Origin of the sequence: Streptomyces sp. NPDC052101, from assembly GCF_040680235.1 — a bacterium.
GTDB lineage: Bacteria > Actinomycetota > Actinomycetes > Streptomycetales > Streptomycetaceae > Streptomyces.
Window position 1 is genome coordinate 59,363 of the sequence record NZ_JBFAWH010000003.1, and the last position, 22,185, is coordinate 81,547.

Annotated in this window: 26 protein-coding genes; 17 read left to right on the forward strand and 9 right to left on the reverse strand. The window is 71.7% G+C overall.

Translation table 11 applies throughout. From position 1 onward, the window contains the following. The first annotated feature begins 18 nt into the window (after positions 1 to 18). Together AB0L75_RS07445 and AB0L75_RS07450 are read left to right on the forward strand one after the other, a co-directional pair. Positions 19 to 273, forward strand: a complete 255-nt coding sequence (locus AB0L75_RS07445; protein WP_365176608.1) for a MoaD/ThiS family protein — start codon at positions 19 to 21, stop codon at positions 271 to 273. Positions 274 to 277: 4 nt separating this feature from the next. Next, positions 278 to 1,516, forward strand: coding sequence for a hypothetical protein (locus tag AB0L75_RS07450; protein WP_365176610.1), 1,239 nt, complete (start codon positions 278 to 280; stop codon positions 1,514 to 1,516). 432 nt (positions 1,517 to 1,948) lie between these two features. On the opposite strand, the gene AB0L75_RS07455 is transcribed toward AB0L75_RS07450, so the two are convergent. From AB0L75_RS07455 to AB0L75_RS07470, 4 genes are all read right to left on the reverse strand, one after another. Then, positions 1,949 to 2,239 carry a DUF1416 domain-containing protein gene (locus tag AB0L75_RS07455; RefSeq protein WP_069780090.1) on the reverse strand — a complete coding sequence of 97 codons (291 nt, stop codon included), beginning with the start codon at positions 2,237 to 2,239 and terminating at the stop codon, positions 1,949 to 1,951. Between the two features lie 30 nt (positions 2,240 to 2,269). After that, on the reverse strand, positions 2,270 to 3,115 hold the full coding sequence (locus AB0L75_RS07460; protein ID WP_365176613.1) for a sulfurtransferase: 846 nt from the start codon (positions 3,113 to 3,115) through the stop codon (positions 2,270 to 2,272). 127 nt (positions 3,116 to 3,242) lie between these two features. Then, positions 3,243 to 3,323 carry an Ms5788A family Cys-rich leader peptide gene (locus AB0L75_RS07465; RefSeq protein ID WP_350751515.1) on the reverse strand — a complete coding sequence of 27 codons (81 nt, stop codon included), beginning with the start codon at positions 3,321 to 3,323 and terminating at the stop codon, positions 3,243 to 3,245. 197 nt (positions 3,324 to 3,520) lie between these two features. Then, entirely contained in the window at positions 3,521 to 4,258 is a 738-nt protein-coding gene (locus tag AB0L75_RS07470; protein ID WP_365176615.1) for a DUF2993 domain-containing protein, read from the reverse strand. Positions 4,259 to 4,377: 119 nt separating this feature from the next. On the opposite strand from AB0L75_RS07470, the gene AB0L75_RS07475 reads away from it, so the two are divergent. Continuing rightward, complete coding sequence (locus tag AB0L75_RS07475; RefSeq protein ID WP_365176617.1) at positions 4,378 to 4,641, forward strand: DUF3099 domain-containing protein; 264 nt, start codon at positions 4,378 to 4,380, stop codon at positions 4,639 to 4,641. A 9-nt stretch (positions 4,642 to 4,650) separates the two neighbouring features. Here the strand turns inward: AB0L75_RS07475 and AB0L75_RS07480 are convergent, their stop codons facing one another. Genes AB0L75_RS07480 through AB0L75_RS07490 form a run of 3 tightly spaced genes read right to left on the reverse strand, consistent with a single transcriptional unit; the run spans position 4,651 to position 5,593 of the window. Continuing rightward, positions 4,651 to 5,013 (reverse strand): DsrE family protein, encoded by a 363-nt coding sequence (locus tag AB0L75_RS07480; RefSeq protein ID WP_365176619.1) that lies wholly within the window; start codon positions 5,011 to 5,013, stop codon positions 4,651 to 4,653. Continuing rightward, positions 5,010 to 5,255, reverse strand: a complete 246-nt coding sequence (locus AB0L75_RS07485) for a hypothetical protein (protein WP_365176621.1) — start codon at positions 5,253 to 5,255, stop codon at positions 5,010 to 5,012. Before AB0L75_RS07485 ends, AB0L75_RS07480 begins: the two co-directional genes overlap by 4 nt. Then, entirely contained in the window at positions 5,252 to 5,593 is a 342-nt protein-coding gene (locus AB0L75_RS07490; RefSeq protein ID WP_365176623.1) for a hypothetical protein, read from the reverse strand. Before AB0L75_RS07490 ends, AB0L75_RS07485 begins: the two co-directional genes overlap by 4 nt. Positions 5,594 to 5,757: 164 nt before the next feature. On the opposite strand from AB0L75_RS07490, the gene AB0L75_RS07495 reads away from it, so the two are divergent. Both AB0L75_RS07495 and AB0L75_RS07500 read left to right on the forward strand, forming a co-directional pair. After that, on the forward strand, positions 5,758 to 6,600 hold the full coding sequence (locus AB0L75_RS07495; RefSeq protein ID WP_365176625.1) for a helix-turn-helix transcriptional regulator: 843 nt from the start codon (positions 5,758 to 5,760) through the stop codon (positions 6,598 to 6,600). Next, the gene (locus AB0L75_RS07500; protein WP_365176627.1) at positions 6,582 to 6,854 is read left to right on the forward strand and encodes a DUF397 domain-containing protein; all 273 of its coding nucleotides are present in this window, start codon (positions 6,582 to 6,584) and stop codon (positions 6,852 to 6,854) included. The genes AB0L75_RS07495 and AB0L75_RS07500 overlap by 19 nt, the downstream gene beginning before the upstream one ends. Here AB0L75_RS07500 and AB0L75_RS07505 read toward each other — a convergent pair. Then, a complete protein-coding gene (locus AB0L75_RS07505; protein WP_365176631.1) occupies positions 6,844 to 8,103 on the reverse strand; it encodes an alpha/beta hydrolase in 1,260 nt (419 codons plus the stop codon). The two genes, AB0L75_RS07500 and AB0L75_RS07505, sit on opposite strands and share 11 nt — an antisense overlap. Before the next feature lie 67 nt (positions 8,104 to 8,170). On the opposite strand from AB0L75_RS07505, the gene AB0L75_RS07510 reads away from it, so the two are divergent. The 4 genes from AB0L75_RS07510 (at position 8,171) to AB0L75_RS07525 (ending at position 11,450) form a co-directional block, all read left to right on the forward strand. Then, entirely contained in the window at positions 8,171 to 9,160 is a 990-nt protein-coding gene (locus AB0L75_RS07510; protein WP_365176633.1) for a winged helix-turn-helix domain-containing protein, read from the forward strand. A gap of 222 nt (positions 9,161 to 9,382) precedes the next feature. Further along, a complete protein-coding gene (locus AB0L75_RS07515) occupies positions 9,383 to 9,958 on the forward strand; it encodes an FABP family protein (protein ID WP_365176636.1) in 576 nt (191 codons plus the stop codon). Between the two features lie 79 nt (positions 9,959 to 10,037). Beyond that, positions 10,038 to 10,475, forward strand: a complete 438-nt coding sequence (locus tag AB0L75_RS07520; protein WP_365176639.1) for a Fur family transcriptional regulator — start codon at positions 10,038 to 10,040, stop codon at positions 10,473 to 10,475. Positions 10,476 to 10,484: 9 nt separating this feature from the next. Beyond that, positions 10,485 to 11,450 carry a folate-binding protein gene (locus AB0L75_RS07525; protein ID WP_365176641.1) on the forward strand — a complete coding sequence of 322 codons (966 nt, stop codon included), beginning with the start codon at positions 10,485 to 10,487 and terminating at the stop codon, positions 11,448 to 11,450. 63 nt (positions 11,451 to 11,513) lie between these two features. Here AB0L75_RS07525 and dtd read toward each other — a convergent pair whose 3' ends face one another. Continuing rightward, the gene (dtd, locus tag AB0L75_RS07530; RefSeq protein WP_363216986.1) at positions 11,514 to 11,939 is read right to left on the reverse strand and encodes a D-aminoacyl-tRNA deacylase; all 426 of its coding nucleotides are present in this window, start codon (positions 11,937 to 11,939) and stop codon (positions 11,514 to 11,516) included. A 159-nt stretch (positions 11,940 to 12,098) separates the two neighbouring features. Between dtd and AB0L75_RS07535 the strand changes: the two genes are divergently transcribed. From AB0L75_RS07535 to AB0L75_RS07570, 8 genes are all read left to right on the forward strand, one after another. Next, positions 12,099 to 12,773 (forward strand): aerial mycelium formation protein, encoded by a 675-nt coding sequence (locus tag AB0L75_RS07535; RefSeq protein WP_365176644.1) that lies wholly within the window; start codon positions 12,099 to 12,101, stop codon positions 12,771 to 12,773. 51 nt (positions 12,774 to 12,824) lie between these two features. Further along, positions 12,825 to 14,006, forward strand: coding sequence for a GNAT family N-acetyltransferase (locus AB0L75_RS07540; RefSeq protein ID WP_365176647.1), 1,182 nt, complete (start codon positions 12,825 to 12,827; stop codon positions 14,004 to 14,006). A gap of 315 nt (positions 14,007 to 14,321) precedes the next feature. Then, positions 14,322 to 15,230: a GntR family transcriptional regulator gene (locus AB0L75_RS07545; protein WP_365176650.1), complete on the forward strand. Its 909-nt coding sequence runs from the start codon at positions 14,322 to 14,324 to the stop codon at positions 15,228 to 15,230. Positions 15,231 to 15,297: 67 nt separating this feature from the next. Beyond that, complete coding sequence (locus tag AB0L75_RS07550) at positions 15,298 to 16,179, forward strand: GntR family transcriptional regulator (RefSeq protein ID WP_365176653.1); 882 nt, start codon at positions 15,298 to 15,300, stop codon at positions 16,177 to 16,179. After that, positions 16,179 to 16,913, forward strand: coding sequence for an HAD family hydrolase (locus AB0L75_RS07555; protein ID WP_365176656.1), 735 nt, complete (start codon positions 16,179 to 16,181; stop codon positions 16,911 to 16,913). The genes AB0L75_RS07550 and AB0L75_RS07555 overlap by 1 nt, the downstream gene beginning before the upstream one ends. A gap of 275 nt (positions 16,914 to 17,188) precedes the next feature. Continuing rightward, positions 17,189 to 19,459 (forward strand): aminoglycoside phosphotransferase family protein, encoded by a 2,271-nt coding sequence (locus tag AB0L75_RS07560; RefSeq protein ID WP_365176659.1) that lies wholly within the window; start codon positions 17,189 to 17,191, stop codon positions 19,457 to 19,459. Between the two features lie 9 nt (positions 19,460 to 19,468). Then, positions 19,469 to 20,092, forward strand: a complete 624-nt coding sequence (locus AB0L75_RS07565; RefSeq protein ID WP_365176662.1) for a TetR family transcriptional regulator — start codon at positions 19,469 to 19,471, stop codon at positions 20,090 to 20,092. Between the two features lie 50 nt (positions 20,093 to 20,142). Further along, positions 20,143 to 22,173: an AAA family ATPase gene (locus AB0L75_RS07570; RefSeq protein ID WP_365176665.1), complete on the forward strand. Its 2,031-nt coding sequence runs from the start codon at positions 20,143 to 20,145 to the stop codon at positions 22,171 to 22,173. Positions 22,174 to 22,185 lie beyond the last annotated feature (12 nt).

Genomic DNA, 22,185 nt, shown 5'->3' on the forward strand with positions numbered 1-22,185 from the left:
GTCGATTGAGGAACTCAGATGCCCAAGGTCACGGTGCGCTTCTGGGCCGCCGCCAAGGCCGCGGCCGGCGTCGCCGAGGAGCCGTACGACGCGGACACGCTGGCCGACGCGCTGGCCGCCGTGCGCGCGCGACACCCCGGTGAACTCACCCGCGTGCTGCAGCGATGCTCCTTCCTCGTCGACGGTGACCCCGTCGGGACCCGCGCGCATGAGACGGTACGGCTGGCCGAGGGCGGCACGGTCGAGGTGCTCCCGCCGTTCGCAGGAGGATGAGGCGATGAGCGAGCAGCCGTACCAGGGCGGACAGCCGTATCAGGGCGGGCCGTACGAGGGCGGGCCGTACGAGGGCTACGACCCCTACCAGCAGCAGTGGTCCCAGCAGGACCCGTACGCCGGACACGGGCAGCAGCCCGGCTACGACCCCCAGATGACCCAGCAGTGGCAGGGGCAGACCTGGGAGACGCACACGCACGCGTCGATGCAGATGCCCGCGCAGGCGGCGCAGACGCCGGAGACGGCGGGGCATCTGCCGCCGCAGGCGTTCGAGGAGCCGTACCAGCAGGCGTACCAGCAGGCCTACGCCGGGCCGTACGCGTCCGCTCCGCAGCCCCAGCCCCAGCCCCAGCCCCAGGCGCAGCCGCAGCCCGCACCGGCGGCCGCACCGGCGCCGGCACCCGCACCGCAGGCCGCGCCCGATGCCGTGACGGAGGAGGAAGAGGAGCCGGCCTACGGCCCCGCCACGCTCGCCGGAAACTCCCGGATCACGGACGCCCAGCGGGCGCGCCTGGAGGGCCGGTCGCCGATCATAGAGCCCGGCATGCAGCCGGCACTGCTGACCGCGGTGCTGGGCCTGCTGCTGGCCGGGACGGCGTCGGTCGGCTCGTACGCGCTGGCCGTCCCGCTGGTGCTGCTCCAGGCGGTGACGGCGGCGGGCTGGTTCCGGCTGAACGGCATGTGGCCGGCCCGGCAGGGCATCGCGCTGGCGTTCCTCGGCGGGCTGGCCGCCGACGTGGCCGTGCTGGCCGCGGGCCGTGACAACGCGCCCGCCGCGATCCTCGGCCCGCTCGGCGTCTGGGTCCTGCTCTCCCTGGTCCTGCAGCTGCGCTCGCACGCCTCGCCGGACGAGCGGATGTACGGCCTGATGGCGACGGTCGTCTCGGCGGCGCTGTCGGTCCTGGCCACCGGCTATCTCGGCGCCACCCCGCACGCGGTGTCCGTGGGCGCGGCGGCGGTGGCGGTGACCGTCGTGGCGCGGGCCCTGCCGCTGCCGACGTCCGCCTCGGTGGTGGTGGCCCTGATGGCCGCCGCCGGCGCGGGGATCGCGGTGGGCGGCGGGACGGGCCTCGGCGCGAAGGGCGCCGCCCTGGGCGCGGCGGCCGGCGTCTGCGCGCTGATCGGACACCGGGTCGCGAGCTACGACTACCCGTCGCGGTTCGTGCACTTCACCGCAGGCGTGGCCCTCCCGCTGTCGGCGGCCGCACCGGTGGTGTGGGTACTGGGGCGCGCCCTGGGCTAGTCGGGCTGCGGCGCCTTGGGGGCCGCCGGGGCTGTGGCTTGCCAGGGGCGCGGGGCTGCATCGATCTGCGGCTCCGCCCCCGTGGGCGCGAACGGCCCCCGCGCGCCCGCACGGGGCGACGGTGATGCACTCGAACGGCGGGTGCCCGAAGCGCGGGCGTGGCCCTGCCGTTGTCGGTGGCCGCGCCGGCACGCCCTGGGCCAGGCACCGTCGTGGCACGAGCCGTCTGCCGGATGCAGCCCCGCGCCCCTTGGGTAGGGCGGCTGCGGCTTGGTCGAGGGGCGCGGGGAATTGCGCGAACGGCCCCCGCGCGCCCGCACCCGGCGATGGCGGAGCAGGAGTACTCCCACGGCGGGTAGCCGAAAGGGCCGTACCCCCGCTGGCGTCCAACCCCAGGGGTACGGCCCTTCGGCCCGTCACTGCTGAACCCGCTCAGACCGCGATGGCGACCTCGGCCAGCGCGCCCTTCTCCGCCACGACGACCGTGCGATCGGCGGAGCCGCCCGGCACCAGCGCGCGCACCGTCCACGTGCCCTCGGCCGCGTAGAACCGGAACTGACCGGTCGCCGAGGTGGGCACCTCGGCGGTGAACTCGCCGGTCGAGTCCAGCAGACGGACGTAGCCCGTCACCGGCTCGCCGTCACGGGTCACCTGACCCTGGATCGTCGTCTCACCGGGCTTGATCGTAGAGGCGTCGGGACCGCCGGCCTTCGCTCCGCACATGCTGTGTCTCCTGAGGGGTCTTAAGGGGTCTTACTTGTTCGCGCCGAGCTCGATCGGCACGCCGACGAGGGAGCCGTACTCGGTCCAGGAACCGTCGTAGTTCTTGACGTTCTGCACGCCGAGCAGCTCGTGCAGAACGAACCAGGTCAGGGCCGAGCGCTCACCGATGCGGCAGTAGGCGATCGTGTCCTTGGCGAGGTCCACGCTCTCCTCGGCGTAGAGGGCCTTCAGGTCCTCGTCCGACTTGAAGGTGCCGTCGTCGTTGGCGTTCTTCGACCACGGGATGTTGCGGGCGCTCGGGACGTGACCCGGACGCTGCGACTGCTCCTGCGGCAGGTGCGCGGGGGCGAGCAGCTTGCCGGAGAACTCGTCGGGGGAGCGCACGTCGACCAGGTTGTGCGAGCCGATCGCGGCGACGACGTCGTCACGGAAGGCGCGGATCGAGGTGTCCTGCGGCTTGGCCTGGTAGTCCGTCTTGGCGCGCTCGGGGACCTCGTCGCCGGCGACCAGCTCGCGGGCGTCCAGCTCCCACTTCTTGCGGCCGCCGTCGAGAAGCTTGACGTTGTCGTGGCCGTACAGCTTGAAGTACCAGTAGGCGTACGACGCGAACCAGTTGTTGTTGCCGCCGTAGAGGATCACCGTGTGGTTGTTGGCGATGCCCTTGTCGGACAGCAGCTTCTCGAAGCCGGCCTGGTCGACGAAGTCGCGGCGGACCGGGTCCTGCAGGTCCTTGGTCCAGTCGATGCGGATCGCGTTCTTGATGTGGTTCTTCTCGTAGGCGGACGTGTCCTCGTCCACCTCGACGATGGCGATGGCCGGGTCGTCCAGGTGCTCCTGCAGCCAGTCGGCGTCGACCAGGACGTCGGTGCGGCTCATGCTCTTTCTCCTCCGGGGCAGTTGCGGCGGGGCGTGCGAGTGTGAGGGGGCGCGCCCGGAGTGCGGGCGGCGCACGGGTGCCCTTCCAGCAGGGCAGGGGGGAAATGCGGAAGTCGGGGACTTTCGCTCAGAAGGGGCGACAGAGCATGGCGGCAACGCGGCACAGGTCCACTGCCCGCCGCTTCGTGAGATCCGCCTGTCGCTTCATGGGCTCGATCGTAGGGACGTCCGGGTGGGCGTGTCACCGGTGTGTCATATGGCGAGACACGATCGTCCGTATGGCGGGATGCGAAAACGCCCGGTGGCCGCCGTACGGCCTTCCGGGCGCTCGTGTCGGGCTCCGCATCTACGGTACGGACGCCGCTGTCTCGCCAGTCGGACGATCGCCGTCCGCTGGCCGTTTTCCTACCCCGCCAGCCTGACGTTCGAACCCTTCACGGTGATCTCCACTCCGCCGGGCGCGGCCTGCACCTTGTCCAGCTTGACGCCGCCGGGCAGCTGGTCGATGGCCTGCTGGAAGTCGGTGATCTCGCGGATGCGGCTCTCGGCGATCGCGGCGGCGCCGAGCCTGGGCAGCGAGTCGGCGTGCACCTGCACCTTGTCGTTCTCGACGGTCACCGAGCTGAGTACCGGCACCGTCTGCTTGATCCCGAAGCGCGTGATGGTGCCCTCGACCATGACCTTGATCTTGCCGTTGCCGCCGTCGGAGAGGCCGACGATCCGGGCCGTCACCCCGGGGGCGACCACGGTCGGCTGGGAGTTGGCGGTCTTCAGCAGCTCGGAGTAGGAGATCGTCGCCGTGCCGCTGGCGGAGTCCGCGGTGGCGGAGCTGTAGTCCCCGGTGAACGCGACACCCTTCATGTCGGCCTTCAGATCGTCGATCCGGATCGTCTTGCCGGCGGTCCCGGTGGCGGCGTCGTAGCCCTTGATCCCGACCTCGACGTCGTCGAGCGAACCGCCCGCGACCTGTGTGAGGAACGGGAACCCGTTGATGCTCACATCCGGCGTCGAGGCCAGGTTCTCCGTCGACTTCAGCTTGTCGGCGGCCTCGCTCTCGGCGAAGTGCACGGCGATCCGGTCCGCGATCACGAACAGCCCGCCCAGGATCACGACGACGATCAGCAGTATTCGCAGGGCGCGCATGTGGTGTTTCCCCCCGGGGTGATGACTGGTGTGGCTACGCCACGGTAACCCTGCGGGCGACGGCCGAGCGGCGATTGTGGATCAGTTGTGACAGGGGCCGCCGGACCTACCCTGGACTCATGTACGCACGTCGGCGTCACATCTACTTCGCCATGATGGGGACCTGCATCGGGCTCTTCGTCCTGGCGTGGGGGGTCGTGCGGATGTGGTCGGTCCCGGCGGCCGTCGCCATGTGCGTCGTGGCCATGCTCATCCCGCCGGTCGCCGCGATGGTCGCCAACCGGCGGGGCCCGGAGGACCGCTGGTGGGACGACCCGTCCGGCGATCCCCAGTCCGACGAGTGGTGGGACGAACTGGACGGCAAGAAGCCTCCGCGCTCGTAGGAGGGCAGCTCAGTAGACGAGCGCCTGGGCCCCTTCCGCGAGCGCCTCCTGCACGAAGACCTGCGCGCCCGCGATCCGTACGCCCTCGACGACGTCCTTCTCGGTGATCTCCCGCCGGGCCGCGCACTGCGTGCACAGCGTGATGCGCCCGGCGGCGAGGATGGACTCGATCAGATCCGGCAGCGGAGCCGCGTGCGGCAGCTCGAACTCGGCGGCCCGTCCCGGCAGCGCGAACCAGGACGACTCCCCGGTCAGCCACAGCGACACCTCGACCCCGCTGGCCACTGCCACCGCCGCCACGGTGAACGCCTGCGAGCAGCGCTCCGGGGCGTCCGCCCCCGCCGTCACCTTGATCACGAGCTTCTTGGTCATACGGGAAGCGTAGCCGCGGCGACGATCGTCGCGATCAGCGTGGCGACACAGAGGACGGTGAGCACGCCGCTGACGAGGGCCCCGTCGACCGACCGCCGCGGGCGCCGCCTGTGCCGGGCCCGCTCCGCGAAATACGGGTGGAAGGGCGGCAGCGCGTACGCGGGCCGGGCGAACTCCGCCTCCTGAGGCGTACGCCCCTCCGCCTGCCATCGCTTGCACTCCTCGTACGGCAGCCCCGTCATGCCCGGTGCTCCTTCCGCTGGTGCTGGCGCAGCAACACGTTGGCGTCGGTCTCCGCGCTGCGGTCGTACTCGGCGCGGGCGGCCTCCCTGCGCCCGGCCAGCCCCGCGCAGGCCGGACAGCCGGGGACCGGCCGGGGCGGGCGGCTGAGGCCGTCGAGGAGGCGTTCCCGGTCGGTGGCGGGGCGCAGGACCGCAGGATCGGCCTGCCACTCCCGGCCACCGCCGACGGGGCGCAGCATCGCGTAGGGGCCCGACCTGTCCCGGTACTCGCCGACCTGGCAGGTCGCCGGGTCGTAGAGGAGGGATCCGGGTTCGAGGGGCTCCGATTTCGTCGTCATCGGGTTCCGCACCTTTCCGTGAACGCCTGTGCGCAGCGCGAGCGCTGAACTACGCTGCGTGTTCGGGTACTTCGAGCATGGCGCATGGAAACGGCGTCTGGGCTGTTGAGAGGCCCAACTTCAACGCTGGGCCTGCCAAATTCAACAAATTCAACAGGAGCGCGATGCCACAGCGTCTGGTCATCACGGGGCGCAGTCAGGAGCCAAGAGGACGGTTCACTGAGGAATTACGGCGCCTGAGGAGCGAACGAGGCCTGAGCCTGCGGGACCTTGCGAAGGGCGTGGGCTGGGACGCGTCCCTGTTCAGCAAGATGGAGAGCGGACGGACACTGGGCGGCCCGGAGGTCGTGCAGGCGCTGGATCAGTACTACGGGACGCCGGGGTTGCTGGTGGCGTTGTGGGAGCTGGCGGTGGCGGATCCGAAGCAGTTCAAGGAGCAGTACCGGGGCTACATGGAGCTTGAGGCCGAGGCCATCAGCCTCTGGCATTACGGCGTGAGCATCCTGCCGGGTCTGCTCCAGACGGACGGGTACGCGCGCGAGGTCCTCGCGCTGGGCGGCTACAAGGGCAGGGAGCTGGACCAACAGGTCGAGGCGCGCACCGGTCGGCGGAACGTCCTGGAAGGTGAGGATGCACCGCCGTTCCGTGCCCTTATCGCGGAGGCGGTGCTGCGTACGCCGCTGCGCGAGGTGGGGGAGTGGCGGGAGCAACTGGAGTACCTGCTGGAGGGGGCGGAACGCCCGAACATCACGATCCAGGTCCTGCCGCAGAGCTCCGGCCTGCATGGACTGGTGAGCACTGCCGTGATGTTCCTACGCCTGCTGGACGGCCAGACAGCGGCCTACACGGAGAACGCCTACCGTGGTGAACTGATCGAGGAAAACGGCTCAGTTGAGCAGCTGCAACGTGCATACGATGCGATGCGTGACCTGGCCCTGAACCCGGCCGAGTCGCGGAAGTTCATCCTGCGGATGTTGGAGGAAGTGCCGTGCGAGCCATCGATCTGAGCCATGCGACATGGCGTAAGAGCAGCTACAGCAACACGGACGGCGGCAACTGCATCGAAGTCTCGGACGACTTCCTGACCGGCGTCGACTGGCGCAAGAGCAGCTACAGCAACCCGGACGGCGGCGAGTGCCTCGAAGTCGCCGACAACATCCCCTCCCTCGTCCCCGTCCGAGACAGCAAGGACACCACCCGCACCCCCCTGCTGATCGGCGCGGGCGCCTGGGCGGAGTTCGTCGACGGAGTCAAACGCTGAGCCGGGTAAAGAACGAGCGGACCGCGTGCCGCACCGTGGGTATCGAGGCGGTCGGGGTGAGTGTGCCGACCAGGGCGCGGCGGGTGTCGGCCCGCATCAGCCCGGCGGTCTGCAACTGCGGAGCGATCGCGGCGTAGTCGGTGAACACCCAGTGCGCGGCCTGGTCGATCCGCCGTCGGCGGGGACACCCCCGCATGGCCGACCACGAGCGCTTCAGCTCCTTCTTCGCCTCCGGGTCGCCGATGAACCCGTCGGTTCGCAGCAGGAGCAGCGGCCGGTCCACCCCGTAGCGGGCGACCGGGTACAGCTCCCCCACCCGGCCGGGCGTGTGCGGCGGATGGTCGAGGTAGCCCTCCAGGTCGACCGCGGCGGCGATGCGGTGGTCCTCGTACATCGCCTCGGCCACGGCCGTCCCCCCGGCCGAGTGGCCGTAGCAGCCGACCCGTCGCAGGTCCAGGGCGCGCCCGAGGTGTTCCGGCAGGGCGCGGCCCAGCGCGTCCGGGTTGCGTCCGGCCGCCAGTTCCGCCAGCTGGTCGAGGACGAAACGCAGGTCGGCGACCCTGGCGTCGATCATGATGCGGGCGCACCGGGGGTCCTTGCGCGGGTCGTCCCGGAACACCGTGGTGCGGAAGGGCTTGCGCCGGTACGTCGTGGTGTTCGGGAACTCGACCACGCTCGCGTCGCCCGGGTGGTCGACGGTCACCACCACATGGCCGTGGCTCGCCAGCTCCTCGGCGAGCCCCGTGCCCAGGGTGCGCGGATCGCCGCCGCCCGGGCTGTAGACGAGCACCGGCCGTCGTACGGCCTGCGCGGGCGCCCCCGTGTGCGCATGGGACAGGGTGGCCGCCCAGTCCACACCGGAGGCCGGCAGGTGATGGATACGGACGTCGATGTCGCGGAACGCCGCCGCGGCGGTCCTGGTCATCTGGGGTGCGCGGGGATATCCGCGGACGGTGCGGGCCGGATAGACCACCGTGACCACGACCTCCCGTACGGGGATCGAGTGATCCCAGGGGTCGCGCCGGCGATGGTCGACCAGCCAGAGGGTCGTGACCCCGATGCGGTGCGGGCCGGTGGGCGCGGGCAGTCGTACGGTGACGTCGCCCGCGGGCCGCGCCTGGGCCCGGCCGATGCCCGCGCCGCCCGTGAACAGCAGTCCGGCCGCCGCGGCAGCCGAGGTGACGACGGCACGCCGTCCCGGTCGAGCCGCAGTGAGGGACCGAGAAGAAGAGGATGAGGAAGAGGACATGGGGGGATGCTGGCCCCGGGCACGGCACGCGGGCGATCGTTGAGGTCCAGGCCGAAACCATGGCGGGGTGCCGCCGAGGAGGGTAGTCATCCGGATCCACTTCACGGTCACCGACTTCGCCAGGGTCCGGTTCGCGCCCCGGCCGGCCCCGCTGCAGGAGCTGAACGTGGCCCTCATGAAGATGTGCCGCCCCGACGACGCACTGCTCTTCGGCCGCTGGCGGCAGCGCCTGCTCCGGTCCTTGCCGGCCGCGGCCGAGCCCCTGGCGGACCTGGTTCCCGGCATGCGGGCCCCCCGGTTCATCGATGTGTTCAGCGACGACCTGACCGAGGGGCTGGACACCGTACGGGCCACTCCTGCGGCCCTGGTCCGCTCCGAGATGGAGCGGGTCTACGCCCGGCACCCCGGCCCGCCCCCGCTGTGGATCCGCGGTCTGCACCGGGGCGACACCGATGCCTGGCGACTCCTGCGCCGCGCACAGCAGGCGGCCTTCGAGACGGCGCTGCGCCCCGTCTGGCCCCTGATACAGGATCTGCACCGGGCGGAGTTCAGCCGCTATGCCCTGACCGCGGCCGAACACGGCACCGCCGCCGCGCTCACCGCACTGGTCCCCGGAAGCAGGCTGCGCGAGGGCGTCTGGGAGTTCGAGGCGCCCGGGGAGGCGGACCGCAGGCTGGGCGGCCGCGGCCTGGTGCTCCAGCCGACCTTCCACTGGACCGGCCACCCCCTCGTCGCCGATCCGCCGGACGGCCCCCTGTTCGTGACCTACCCGAGCGGTCCGGGGCTGCCGCTCGCGCCGGATCCGGCGGGCGGGACGGCGGACGCGCTGGCCCGGCTGCTCGGCCGGACCCGCCTCGACATCCTGTTGCTGCTGGCCGAGGAGCACACCACCAGCGGGCTCGCCCGCCGGCTGGGCGTCAGCAATGCCACCGTCTCCGCCCACACCGCCGCGCTGCGCGGCGCGGGCTGGATCACCACGGTCCGCGCGGGCCGGGCGGTGCTGCACCGGCGTACCGCCCTGGGGAGCCTGTTGGCCGGACGGCGCCTGGTTCCGTGAGCCCCCCGTAGGGCCCACCTCGCCAGGAGGGCCCGTATCCGGACGCGTAAGCTGGGCCCCGGCTCTGTCGTATGCCCACCCTCGCTCAAGGAGCACCCGTGGAGATCTTCTTCGAAACCCTGCTGGTCCTGGTCTGCGTCGGCGTGCTCGCCTTCGCCGGTCTGACCGTGAAGAAGCTGTACCAGGGCCAGCGCTGACGCATATCTAGGAAAGCTTCCCCTCATGATCGAGATCCCGTCCGACCTGCACAAGGACCTGGTTCCGCTCGCCTTCCTGCTCGGCAATTGGGCCGGTGCGGGCGTGCATGACTTCCCCGGCTCGCAGAAGTGCAACTTCGGCCAGGAGGTCAGCTTCACCCACGACGGCCGGGACTTCCTGGAGTACCACTCGCACACCTGGGTGCTGGACAACGACGGCAACAAGGTCCGCCCGCTGGAGTCGGAGTCCGGCTTCTGGCGGATCCACGCCGACCGCAAGGTCGAGGTGACGATGACCCGCGACGACGGGGTCATCGAGATCTGGTACGGCGAGATGGCCGACAAGAAGCCGCAGATCGACCTGGTCACGGACGCCGTCGCCCGGACCGCCGACTCGCAGCCGTACAGCGGCGGCAAGCGGCTCTACGGCTACGTCAAGAGCGACCTCATGTGGGTCGGCGAGAAGCAGACCCCCGAGGTCGAGCTGCGCCCCTACATGTCGGCCCACCTGAAGAAGGTCGTCACCCCGGAGGACGTCGAGCGCTGGGCCAAGGCCCTGCCCGACGACATGCCGGACGACGGCATCGCCTTCTTCAAGTAGGCCCCTCTTCGAGTAGCCCCCTTCAAGTAGGCCCCTCTTCTTCAAGTAGGCCCACCCAAGTGGTCCTAGACTCTTTGGTGTGGTGAGCACCGACTGGAAGAGTGACCTCAGGCAGCGCGGCTACCGGCTGACGCCGCAGCGGCAGCTTGTCCTCGAAGCCGTGGACACCCTTGAGCACGCGACCCCCGACGACATCCTCGTGGAAGTGAGGAAGACGGCGTCGGGGGTCAACATTTCCACGGTCTACCGCACGCTGGAGCTGCTGGAGGAGCTGGGCCTGGTCAGCCACGCCCACCTCGGGCACGGCGCGCCGACCTACCACCTCGCCGACCGCCACCACCATCTGCACCTGGTGTGCCGTGACTGCGAGAACGTGATCGAGGCGGACGTGGACGTCGCCGCCGAGTTCACCGCCAAGCTGCGGCAGCAGTTCGGCTTCGACACGGACATGAAGCACTTCGCGATCTTCGGCCGGTGCAAGGACTGCTCGCTGAAGAGTTCAACTACCACGTCGTAGGCTGGCCGTATGAAGAGCCCCCTGCTGTCCCTGCCCGGCGCCGTCCCCGCCGAGGGTGTGGACGAAGGTGTCGCCGCCCACTACGGCGACCTGTTCCGCGAGCAGCGCGCCCTCGCGGACGGGACCGGTTTCGTCGACCTGTCCCATCGCGGTGTCATCACCGTCTCCGGGGACGACCGGCTGAGCTGGCTGCATCTGCTGCTCACCCAGCACGTCAGCGACCTGCCCGCGGGCGAGGCGACCGAGGCGCTGATCCTGTCCGCGCACGGGCACATCGAGCACGCGCTGTACCTGGTGGACGACGGCATGACCGTCTGGGCGCACGTGGAGCCCGGTACGCAGGACGCGCTGATCGCGTACCTGGAGTCGATGAAGTTCTTCTACCGGGTGGAGGTCGCCGACCGGACGGCCGACTTCGCGGTGGTCCATCTGCCCGCCGGGTCCATCGGCGAGGTCCCGGAGGGCGTCGTCGTACGCGAGACGGCGTACGGCCGTGACCTGTTCCTGCCGCGCGAGGACCTGGAGTCCTTCGCGGCCGCGCACGGGCCCGCCGCGGGCCTGCTCGCCTACGAGGCGTTCCGCGTCGAGCACCACCGTCCCCGCCTGGGCTTCGAGACCGACCACCGTACGATTCCGCACGAGCTGGGCTGGATCGGTACGGCGGTGCATCTGCAGAAGGGCTGCTACCGGGGCCAGGAGACGGTCGCCCGCGTCCAGAACCTGGGCAAGCCGCCGCGTCGGCTGGTCTTCCTGCACCTGGACGGCAGCGACGTCCATCTGCCGGTGCCGGGCACGGAGATCCGCGTCGCGGACGAGGGCCCCGAGGGCCGCAAGATCGGCTTCGTGACGACGTCGGTACGCCACCACGAGCTGGGGCCGGTGGCGCTGGCGCTGGTCAAGCGGAATGTGCCGGTGGACGCGCGGCTCCTGGCCGGAGAGACGGCGGCGGCGCAGGAAGTGGTCGTGGAACCGTAGTCGCGCGAACCGTGGTCGCGCCCCTGGGCGAGCCGCAGCGGACGTACGCCCAGTGCCCCGGCACTAGATCTCCAGCAACACCGTGAACGGGCCGTCGTTCGTCAAGGACACCCGCATCTGCGCGCCGAAGCGGCCCGTGGCGACCGTCGCGCCCAGTCCCCGCAGCTGGGCCACCACCTCGTCGACCAGGGGCTCGGCGACGTCACCCGGAGCCGCCGCGTTCCACGTCGGCCGGCGGCCCTTGCGGGCGTCGCCGTACAGGGTGAACTGGCTGATGACCAGCAGGGGGGCGTCGATGTCGCTGCACGACCTCTCGTCCTGCAGCATGCGGATCGACCAGAGCTTGCGGGCCAGCTGCGCCGCCTTCTCCTTGGTGTCCTCGTGGGTCACCCCGACGAGGACGCACAGCCCCTCGCCCTCGATCGCGCCGACCGTCTCGCCGTCCACGACGACGCTCGCGCCGTCCACTCTCTGCACCACCGCACGCATGCGGACCATCATGCCGGGTCCCCGGTGCGCGGTCACAGGGGGTCCAATATAGATCCCTTACCCCCCATCTGGGGTCCTTCGGGGACACTCGGTCACATAGCGGCCAGTTGGGGTGGCACGATGCTTCCACACGCCGGTCGAGGGGACGGTCAGAAGCACATGAGCACACCGAGCACCAGTGGGTGGCTGGGGGCGCAGGGGACGTACCGGGCGCCGGTCCAGCGCGCCGACACTCCGGCGGGCGCGACGCTGCCCGAGCCGGATCCGGTCCTGCTGAGCCTGCCGGCGCCGCCGCCCGGGCCGGACCCGGTCCTGCTGAGCCTGTCCGCGCCGCCGCCCGAGCCCGATCTCGCCCTGCTGAGCCTGCCCGAGCTGCGCACCCTGCGCCGTGACGCCCAGCGCGACGAGGCGGACCTCAGCTATGTGCGGCGGTTGCTGCAGGGCCGGATCGACATTCTGCGGGCGGAGCTGTGCCGGCGCGGCCGGGCCTCGGTGCCGGCGCCCGCGGACGGCTCCGTGGTCGACCGGCTCCCGGAGATCCTCAAGGACGCCCCGGCCCGGTACCGCTCCTCGGCCCGCCATGTCACGCTCGGCACCCCGCACAACGAGGAGTACCGGCAGCTGGCCGCGGAGATGCTCGCCGAGGTCGAGCTGTCCGACCTCCAGGCGCGCACGGATCTCGAACTGACCAGCGCGATGGGGCGACTGGTCGGGTACGAGCAGGAGGTCTCCCGGCGCCGCCAGCATCTGCAGCGCACCGCCGACGACTCCAGCGCGGAGATCGCCCGCCGCTACCGGGTGGGCGAGGCGCAGGTGGACGACCTGCTGATCTGAGCCGCGGAAATCCAGGGGACAGGCGGTCGGCCGTCCGCCTAGCGTGGGGGGATGAGCGACGTCCGGATCGTCACCGAGGCCGAATTCGAGGACTGGCAGCGCGCGCTGGATACGGGGTTTCTGAATCCTCCGGTGTGCACACCGGAGGAACTCGAAGCCCGGCGCAGGCAGTTCGTGCCGGGGCGGCTGCTCGGCGCGTTCGACGGCGGCCGGTGCGTGGCCACGTTCCGCTCCTTCGCCCAGGAGCTGACCGCGGTCGGCGGCGGCCTGGTCCCCGCGGACGCGATCTCGAACGTCACGGTCAGCCCGACTCACCGCCGTCGCGGCCTGCTCACCCGCATGATGAACCAGGACCTCGCGGCGGCGAAGGAGCGCGGTGACGTCGTCGCCACGCTGATCGCCGCCGAGTACCCGATCTACGGCCGCTATGGCTTCGGCCCGGCCACCTGGACGACACAGTGGACCGTCGAGGTGCCCCGGGCGGGCCTCGATCCGCGCTGGTCCGGCCCCGAGGACGGCGGCCGGATCGATCTGGTGGACGGCGAGGACGTCCGCAAGCTCGGCCCGGAGCTGTTCGAGCGGTTCCGCCGCGCCCAGCCCGGCGCGGTCAGCCGGAGCGACCTGTGGTGGCAGATGAGCACCGGGCTCGTCCGTTTCCGCACCGACTGGACCGAGCCGTTCTACGCCGTCCACCGCGCGGCCGACGGCGAGGTCCAGGGCCTGGTGGTGTACACGTCCGACGAGACCTGGAACGGCAAGCAGCCGGACCAGAAGGCCACCGTGCGCAAGCTGATCGCCACCACCCCCGCGGCCGAGCGCGCCCTGTGGCACTACCTGTGCTCGATCGACTGGATCACGAAGGTCGACAGCGGCTTCCGCGGCCCCGATGACCTGCTTCCGTACTGTCTGCCCGACCCGCGCGCGGCCCGGATCACCGAGCACGGGGACTGGCTGTGGGTGCGGATCCTGGATGTCGTACGGGCTCTGGAGGCGCGGACGTACGACGGGACGGGGACGCTGGTCCTGGATGTCGTGGACGAGGGGGGTCTGGCCGGGGGGCGGTTCCGGCTCACGCTGGGTGTGGGGGAGTTGGCCTCGATCTGGCTCGGCGGGGAGTCGCCGGTGCGGCTCGCGGCGCTGGGCCGGATCCGGGAAGAACGAGAGGGCGCCGCCCGGCAGGCCGACGCCCTGTTCCGCTCGCCCGGGCGGCCGTGGTGCCCGGACGTCTTCTGAGTCCCCTTCCGCCGACGTCGCGCTGACTGTTCATCCGTAGCGAGCTGTTCAGTTGTGGCTGTGCTGTGCCGTGCGGTGTTCAGTTGTGGCTGTGCGATGTCGTGTTCAGTTGTGACTGTGCGCTTCGGTGGTCGTCCCCTGCCCGGACTCCCGGCTCCCCTCCGGAAGGGAGCCCGGCCGACCAACCACTGGGAAGCTTGACCATGTCATACGAGTTGGCAGCCAACTTCACTGTACTTATCTCCGTTGGGAAGCGGCTCATAACCAGCTGCCGATGAACTGCCGCAACTTGGCGGGAAGTTGTAGTGTTTTTCCGTGGACCCGGAGCACGCCTCCGTCAATGGGCGGACGAGGCCACAGCGGCCTCACGCGTCCCATCGCGACATCGCCGACGAACTGCGCGGCCGGATCAGGTCCGGTGTGCTGCGGCCGGGCCAGCGCATGCCCACACAGGCCGAGCTGGCCGGCGAGTTCGGCGTGGAACGCGGGGTCGTACGGCAGGCCTTGCGCATCCTTCAGTCGGAGCACCTGCTCACCAACGTTTCCAAGGGCAGCCCGGCCACCGTGGCGCCGGTGGCCGGACCGGTGCGGCTGCCGGCCGGGCCGGGGGCGCCGCCGCAGCCCACGATGGCCGGCCTGGCGCCCCGTATCGCGCAGGCCTTCGCCGCCCCCCACGTGCGGATCGACGCGCTCTGCCTGACCGCGGTCTCGCTCACGCTGGCGATCGGCGAACCGCTCCGGCAGATCCATGCGGGACGGCTGAAACCGGCCAAGATCGACGTCCGGGTGCTGCTGCCCAGCCGTGACATCGACCTCGCCTTCCCGGCCCCGGTGGCCGCCGACGACGGCGGTCTGCTGCACCGCCGCTGGCTGGCCCAGCGCAACGCCCAGGGCATGGTGCTGCGGCAGAACCTGCTCGCCCTGTGCACCACCCACGGCATCGACGTCCAGGTCACCTTCCGCGCCCTGCCGTTCACCCCGCCGGTCAAGCTGTATCTGGTCAACGGTGCGGAGGCGCTGTTCGCGTACTACACCCTGCTGCGCCGTGAGCGGGAGATCGAGCACGAGCATCTGGAGCTGTACGACGCCGACGGCACGCGCTCGATGCTGTTCGCCTTCGAGCGGCGGGCCGGGCAGCGGGACGCCGCGTTCGTGGAGCAGTCGCGGCTGTGGTTCGACGCGCTGTGGGCGACGATCAGCTCGGAGCTGCTGCTCAGTTCCTAGAGCCGCTGTCGGCCGACTTGTAAAAGTTGGCAACCAACTCCCCATAGATGGATCAGAGTTGTAGCGTTTGGTCGTGACCCAGGACCGTGTGGCAGTGAACGGCAGCGGACGGCGCGCGCCCCAGGAGATCGCCGAGACCCTGCGCGGACGCATCCGCAGCGGCGTGCTGCGGCCCGGCGAGCGGCTGCCCACCCAGGCCGAGCTGGCCGAGGAGTTCGGGGTCGAGCGGGGCGCCGTACGCCAGGCGCTGCGCGCGCTCCAGGAGGACGGGCTGCTCAGCGATGTCAGCAAGGGCAGTCCGCCCAGGGTCGCCGAGCCGCGGCCCGCCCGGGACGAACCGCAGCCGACCATGGTGGCCCTCGCCCCCCGGCTGACCGAGGCCTTCTCCGCCCGGCATGTGCGGATCGACGCCGTCTGCCTGACCGCGCAGAGCCTGATCCCCGCGCTCGGCGAACCGCTGCGCCTGGTGCACGAGGGCCGGGTGCGCCCCGAGCGGATCGATGCCCGTGTCCTGCTGCCGTCCCGCGACATCAACCTCGCCTTCCCGGTCTCGGTCGACGCCGGGAGCGCGGAGGACGACGCGGTCCACCAGCGCTGGCTGGCCATGCGCAACGCCCAGGGCCAGGTGCTCCAGTACAACCTGCAGGCACTGCGCGGCACCCATGACATCGACGTCCATGTCACCTTCCGGGCGCTGCCGTTCACCCCGCCGGTGAAGCTGTACCTGCTCAACGGGGTCGAGGCGCTGTTCGCGCACTACATGGTCACGCGCCGCGCGGAGCCCACCGACCGCGGGACGCTGGAGATGTACGACACCCTCGGCTCCGAGTCGCTGCTCTTCTCCTTCGAGCAGCGGGCCGGGCAGCGTGACGCGGCGTTCGTGGAGCAATCGCAGAAGTGGTTCGACGCCCTCTGGGAAACCATTACGACGGACCTGACACTCTCCTAGTGACTTCTGATGCGACGACGCAGACCGAACAGAACGCGAACGAGATCGAGAAGCTACGGGATCTGATCGGACGTGCCCGGGTGGTGCTGTGGGACTTCGACGGACCGATCTGCCGTCTGTTCGCGCGGCACAAGGCGGAACGGGTCGCCGCCGGGCTGGTGGACTGGCTGGCCGGGCACGGACTGCACAACCTGCTCAGCGGCTCCGAGCATGATCTGCTGGACCCGCATGTGGTGCTGCGTGCCGTGGACCTCCGGCACCCCGGCAGCGACCTCGTCACCGAGCTGGAGGAACGTCTCACCCAGGAGGAACTGCGCGCCGCCGGCTCCGCGTTGCCCACCCCCTACGCCGACCCCCTGATACACACCTGGACCGCGGTCGGCGCCCGGCTGGCCATCACCACCAACAACTCCCCAAAGGTGGTCCGCGCCTATCTGGACGGCCGCGGCCTCACCTCCTGCTTCGCCTCCCACATCTACGGCCGCACGGCCGACCTGCACCTCCTCAAGCCCAACCCGCACTGCCTCAACCGGGCCCTCACCGCGATGGGCTGCGCCCCCTCGGCGGCCCTGATGATCGGCGACTCCCGCTCCGACCTCGCCGCCGCGAAGAACGCCGGCGTCCCGTTCCTCGGCTACGCGCGTAACGAGCAGAAGGGCAAGCTCCTGCGGGACGCCGGAGCGGGTCACGTCATCGCGTCGCTGGAGCCGCTGCTGCGGACGCTGCGCGGCTGACTCGGGATCCGAGCCCGGGCGGCGCCGGCATGGGATAGCATCCGGCCCAACCGTCTGAGCGACCGCTCGGGTTCTCCGCGTAAGGGATGGCGAACGCGTCAGCCTCTGCCGGCCTTGGCGTGGACGAGTGGCAGACCACCTGCCCGGCTGCTCGTCCAGCCCGAACGTCGTGTCGTCCGGCATGCGGGGAGATAGCGTTTCCCCGACCTGACCCGTCCTGACCCGACCCGTCTCGTCCCCCTCCAGCGCAGCGCGATCGAACCCCGGAGCGGCCCGTGGGCGCACCACCCGTCCCCCGCGACCCGGCCGGGTCGCGTGCCGGTCGGGCGCTGCCCGACCCCGTCTGCCGGGCGTTCCTGGCACAGGCCGCGGCGCGGGGACGCACCAGTGGCGGTTTCCACCACCTGAACCATGTGCTGCCGCTCACCGAGCCCCTGGCCGGCCTGCTCGGCCGGGCGCCGGGCACCCTCGTGACCGTACGGGTGGCGCGCGCGGACGTCCTGCCGGTGGTGATCCGGACCTGGCCGAGCGAGCCGGAGATCCTGAGGGCCGTCGGGGGCGTGCTGCCCGATGTGCCCGAGTGCCTGGCCGAGGGAGCCGGCTTCGCCGTCCACAGCCATGTGGACGGCGTACCGCTCTCCAGCGCCTGCCGGGCCGGCCGACCGGTCGACGGCGTGCTGATCGGGGCGCTGGCGGACCTGCTCGCCCAGACGGCCCAGGTGCGTGGCTCCGCGCTGCCGCCCCTGCCGTCCCTGTGGCCCCGCAACCACACCGACAGCCAGGGTTTCCTGCGGACCCTCGCCCACCTGGCCGACCTGCAGATCCGCACGCCCAACTGGCCCCGCTTCGGAGGCCTGTTCGCCGCTCTGGGCATTCCCGAGGACGCCCTGACCCGGCTGGCCGAGCGGGTCCCCGCCATGTCGCGCCGCCCCTACGGCCTGCTCCACGCCGACCTGCACCGCGACAACGTGATCATGTCGTGCGGCGGTGCCGCGCCCCTGGTCCGGGTCGACTGGGAGCTGGCCACCTACGGCGATCCGCTGCACGACCTCGCCGTCCACCTGGTCCGGATGGGCTATCCGGACCACCAGTGGGACGAGGTGGTCGCGGCGTGGGCGCGCGCCATGGGCGAGGTGCGGCCCGCCGCCGTGAACGGCGTGGGCCGGGATCTGCGCCACTATGTCGCCTTCGAACGGGCGCAGTCGGTGTTTCCCGACGTGATGCGCGCCGCGGAGTCGCTCCAGGAGGCCTTCGACCAGAAGAGCCTGGAGGAGGCGACGGCACGGGTGCACCGGGCCGTGCTGGCGGCGGCGGAGCCGCTGCGGCTCGGCCTGGTGCCGGGCCGGGAGGAGATCGAGCGGATCCTGTTCCGCTGGCGGGCGTCGGTGGGGCCCGGTGCCGGGACGGGCGGCGGGCCGCGGCGGGGACGGGCGGCCCGGGCGATCGGCTGGAAGCCGGACCGGCGGGTGCCCGAACACCCGGACTTCCCCCATTCCGCGGTGGCCGACGCGCTGCTTCTGGAGGGTGCGGCCCCGGCCCACCGGGTGTTCAAGGGCACCGCGCACCTCAACTCGGTGCTGCGGGTGCCCGGCACCCCGTTCCCGGTCGTCGTCCGCCGCAGGGTCACGCACGTCACCCGGCGCGAACGCAGCTTCCTCAGCGAGCACGGCGTGCTCCGGGCCATCGAGCGGTCCGGGGCGGCGGTGGCCGCGCCGCGCGTGCTGGCGCTGGGGGAGAGCCATTCCACGGACCTCTCCGGCATCCGTACCTACTCCGGGGACCTCTTCGCCGTCCACACCTACGAGGGCCCGCCCGATGTCCGCAGGCGGCCCGAGCACCCGGTGAACGGGCTGCTCCCGCACGAGGCGGACGGACTGGTCGACCAGCTGGCCGCGCTGACGGCGGTCGACTACACCCTGGTCGACCCGCTGGCCGGCCGGCCCGGCTTCCACGCCTGGCTCTGCGACCAGCTGGTGGCCCTGGTGGCCGGACTGCCCAGGGAGTCCCAGCAGGTGGCCCGCTTCCTCGGCCTGCCCGACGCGCCCCGGCTGCGTGAGATCCTCGCCCGGCACCAGGTCACCGACCGCGCCGCGGCCCTGCTGCACGGCGACCTCAACCCCTGGAACCTGGTGCGCCGCGAGGACCGGCTCGCGCTGACCCTCATCGACTGGGAGCTGGCCGTGGTCGGCGACCCGCTGTACGAGCTGGTCCGGCACATGCATCTGACCCCGACCCGGCCGGAGATCCGCGACCGTATGTTCCGCCGCTGGGCGAGCCGGCTGCCGGCCCGGTTCACCGAGGACTGGCAGCGGGACTGGCGGGTGTACCGGTGGATCGAGATCGTCCGCTCCGCCTACGTCGACCTCGACCGCCTGGTCACCGGCGCGAGCCTGGACGCCCCCAACGTCCGCCGCGCGGTGGAGTCGTACGCGATGACCCTGGCGGCGGCCACCGCCTCCCTGGGCCTGTCGTCCCGGCACCGTACCGACCCGTACCTCAGAGCCGGTGTCCTGGCCTGGCCCACCCGTCCGGGCGGCGCTGCGTAGGCTCGCCCCATGGGTGAGATGGGCCTGCGTGAGCGCAAGAAGCAGCGGATGTACCAGGACGTGTCGGACATCGCCGTGCGGCTGTTCCTGGAGCGCGGCTTCGATGCCGTGTCCGTCGCCGAGGTGGCCGCCGCCGCCGGGATCTCCAAGCCGACCCTCTTCCGATACTTCCCGGCCAAGGAGGACCTGGTCCTGCACCGGATCGCGGACCACGAGGCGGAGGCCGCGCGGGTCGTCGAGGGCGCGGCCGACCCGGTGGACGCGCTGCGCCGGCACTTCCTCGCCGGGCTGGACCGGCGCGACCCGGTCACCGGCCTGAACGACCATCCCCAGGTGCTCGCCTTCCACACCCTGCTCTACGGCACCCCCTCCCTGGTGGCGCGGGCGTACGGCCATCTGGAGCGGTCGGAGGCGGCGCTCGCCGAGGCGCTCGGGGGCGGGCTGGACGCGCGGCTGGCCGCCGGGCAGATCATCGCCGTGCAGCGCATCCTCGCCCAGGAGAACTGGCGGCGGATCGCGGCGGGGGAGCCGGTCGCCGAGGTGGCGCCGGATGCCGTACGGGCGGCCGAGCGGGCCTTCAGGCGGCTGGCGGAGGGGCTGCCGGAGCTGAAGCGCCGGAAGCGCGGCGTCTGAGACCTGGTTAAAAATGTAACTCGGTAACGTTATGGCGTTAGGCTGGTGCCATGACGTCACTCGACCCCGCCCTCACCGCCACCCTGCACGCCGAGCGCGGCTACCACGACACCTGCCGTGCCGCCCTCGCCGCGATGATCGAGGGCGCCGCCGAACAGGTCGTCATCGGCGAGGACGTCTCCGCCTCCGGAGCCGACGCCGAGGTCCTCGGTTACCGGCTCCGCAGCCAGGCCAAGACGATGCGCGAACTCCCGCCCGGCCCGCTGTTCTTCGGCCGCCTGGACTTCGCCGACGGCGACCCCGGGCACGGCGGGCAGAACTACCACGTCGGCCGGCTCCGGATCACCGAGGACCCGGCCGCCCCGCCCCTGGTGGTCGACTGGCGGGCCCCCGTCTCCCGCGCCTTCTACCAGGCGAGCGCCCGCGATCCACAGGGTGTGCGGACACGGCGCCGGTTCGGCTGGGCGCCCGGCGGCAGCGGAGCCTCCGCCGACCTCACCGGCCTGGAGGACGAGCACCTGGGCCGGGGCGAGTCCCGGACCAGCGACATCGTGGCCCGCGAGATCGAACGGCCCCGCGTCGGACCCATGCGGGACATCGCCGCCACCATCCAGCCCGAACAGGACGACCTGGTCCGCGCCGCCCTCACCGAGTCGGTGTGCGTCCAGGGCGCCCCCGGCACCGGCAAGACGGCGGTGGGGCTGCATCGCGCCGCGTATCTGCTGTACACCCATCCCAAGCGGTTCCAGCGCGCCGGACTGCTGATCCTCGGCCCCAACCGCACGTTCCTGCGCTACATCGCCGAGGTGCTGCCCTCGCTCGGCGAAACTGGCGTACGCCAGTCCACCCTGCTGGAGGAGATCGCCCGGCACCCGGTCACCGGCACCGACCCGGCGTACACGGCGGCGCTCAAGCACGACGCCCGGATGGCCGAGGTGCTGCGCCGGGCGCTGTACGGCAGGGTCAGCACCGACGGCGTGACCGACCTCGCCGTGCGGGACGGCTCCCACTGGTGGCGGGTGCCGGCCGGTGAACTGGCCGCCGTCGTCGAGGCGGTGCGCACCGAGGAGCCGCCGTACGCCATCGGCCGCGAGCGGGTGCGCACCCGGGTGGTACGGCGGCTGCGCGAGAAGGCCGAACGGCGCTCAGGCGTCCTGCCGGCCGCCTGGGTGCGCCGCATCGAACGGGCCCGGCCGCTCACCGCACACCTCGACACGGTCTGGCCCAAGGTCCGCCCGCAGGAGGTACTGGCCCAACTCCTCACCGACGCCGAGGTGTTGGCCCGTGCGGCGGACGGTCTGCTGGAGCCGGACGAGCAGGCCGCGCTGCTGTGGCCCCGCCCGCCGCGCTCGTACAAGTCGGCCCGCTGGTCGGCCGCCGACCTGGTCCTGCTGGACGAACTCTCCGGCCTGGTCGAGCACCCGCAGGGCCACGGCCACATCGTCGTCGACGAGGCACAGGATCTCTCCCCCATGGAGTGCCGGGCGATCGCCCGCCGGGCCGCCTTCGGCTCGCTGACCGTGCTCGGCGACCTCGCCCAGGGCACGACCCCGTGGGCCGCCCGCGACTGGCCGGCCCAGCTGCGCCACCTCGGCCGGCCGGACGCGGCGGTGATCCCGCTGACCACCGGTTTCCGGGTACCCGCGGCCGTCATGGAGTTGTCCAACCGCCTGCTGCCCCGCCTGGACGTGTCCGTGCCCCCGGCCACCTCCCTGCGCACGGACGGCGCGTTGCGGATGCGCCCCACCGACGACGTGCCCGGCACGACGGTGACCGCCGTACGCGAGGCGCTCGCCCACGAGGGCTCTGTGGGCGTCGTGGCGGCCGACGCGGAGGTGGACGGCGTACGCCAGGCGCTGACGGCGGCCGGCCTCGACCCGGCCGGCCCCGACGAACTGGGCGCCCGCGTGACCCTCGTCCCCGCGACGCTGGCCAAGGGCCTGGAGTACGACCATGTCGTCGCCGTGGAACCGGCCGCCGTCGCGGAGGCGGAGGAACGGGGAGCGCACCGGCTGTACGTGGTCCTGACCCGGGCGGTGTCCCGGCTGGACGTCGTCCATGCCCGCCCGCTGCCGTTCTGACGGCGGTAGCGT